General features: G+C 64.1%; 1 protein-coding gene. It reads right to left on the bottom strand.

Annotated features, from left to right (window positions below):
* Nucleotides 1–1772, bottom strand: a 1772-nt coding sequence (locus CU669_RS21525) for a LamG domain-containing protein (RefSeq protein ID WP_161539767.1), incomplete at both ends; no start/stop codon positions are given.

The following is a 1772-nucleotide window of genomic DNA, read 5'->3' on the forward strand; positions in this document are numbered from 1 at the left end:
TCCAGAACCAATCGGTCGCCATAGATGCCGCCGGTAATGGTGTCGGCGCTGGTCAGGCCGCTGTGCAGATTGAAGGTCGCCGCGCCGCCGGAAGCGATCAAGGTGTCGTTGCCGCCCGACCCGGCATCGATCACGTCAACGCCCCAGCTCACATGGACCACATCATTACCGCTTCCGCCCGAAACAGTGAGCACATTGGCGGTGTTGGACAGGCCCAGGGTCTTGCCGTCGGAGAAGTAAAGCTCGTCCACATTATTGGTGATCAGCGTGGCACCGGCATAGGCGCCGGTGAACGAGGCGCTGAACTGGCCCGAGAAGCCGCTCAGAGTGGTCTCGGACTCGCTCGACAGAACCCGGACGGCATCCACCCCCGCGCCGGCATTCATGGAATTGTAGCCCGACCCGGCCACCAGGGTGACGCCGTTGAAATTAGCCGAGGTCTCCACCGTCAGGTTACCGGTCACGGCAGATGCGTCGATGGTGTTGACGCCGTTATACCGGCCGAGGGCCCCGAAGGTGACCGAGGTGGCCGCGCCACCGGTGACCGTCAGGGTCTCGACGCCGGTGAACTTGCCCGCCGCCGTGTCGTCGATGGTCCCGGCATTGGCGACGATGGCCGTATCCGTGCCCGCTCCACCGATGATGGTGGTCATGGTCGCCAGATCGCTACCGGAGAGCTTGATGGTATCGTTGCCGCCGCCCGCATCGACCGTACCAAAGCCGGTGCCGACGTCGATGATGTCGGCGGTGCCTGTGCCGGTCAGCGACGAACCGATGGCCGCCGTCAGCGCCTCGGTGAAGGGGGTGGAGTTGTTTACCATTGCCACCGAGCCCGTGGTCGGCGTGATGGTCCCACCGCTGGCGCTGCTGAAATTCCAGTAGCCCTGCAGATTGCCCCCCGACAGGGAGCCAGCCTGGATCGCTTGGGAATCCGACTGGATCTGACTCCCGCTGCGCAGGCTGTCCCAGATGGCCACACCGGCCACCTCGCCGTTCAGGCCGGCATTGGTGACGCCCCCGCCAGCCGCGTTGGCGTTGGCGGCGATGACGAACATGTCGCCAGACGACATGGTCTGTACGGAACCGGCGGTGCCCTCCTCGACGCCGTTGACGTAGAGCCGAAGTGCACCGCCGTTTTGCGCCGACAAAGCCAAATTGTACCACTGTCCCGCTTGGGCCGCCGTGGTTCCTTCGACCGAGACACCCGCACCTGCCGCGGCATCCCAGAGATAGGCGACAAAATGATGGGTGGTTGGATCGACCCATATATCCGTCGAGTGGTTGCCGACGGTCTGGGCGAACGTCGATGAATTCCACGCCCCCGAGGACGTCCCGAACAACACGAACTGCCGCTCGCCGGTGATGGCGCTGAACTTGATCGAGGTTTCCACTGTCAAGGTGGAGGAAGGCGTATAGGCCATGGTGACGCCTGAACCGGTGGCGCCGGTAAACGACAGGCCGGAAATATTGGTGGCGCTCTGGCCCGCACTGACCGACAGCGAACCGTCGCTGAACCGCAGCGTCTCCACATTGGTCAGATAGTCGGTGTAATCGTTGCCATCACTGGAATTGGTGTCTTGCACCGAGATGGTGCCGTTGGCCGCGCCGATCTTGTAGTCGCCCTTGACGCCGTGGAACACCGCCGTGTCGGTCCCCGCCCCGCCGTCGAAATGGTCGTAGGCCGAGCCGCCGGTAAAGGTATCGTTGCCGGTGCCGCCGGTAACCGAGATCGGCTGGCTGGCGGCCGAAACATCCACGGTGACGCCCGCCGA

It is taken from the genome of Paramagnetospirillum kuznetsovii, assembly GCF_003284725.1.
Taxonomy (GTDB): domain Bacteria; phylum Pseudomonadota; class Alphaproteobacteria; order Rhodospirillales; family Magnetospirillaceae; genus Phaeospirillum; species Phaeospirillum kuznetsovii.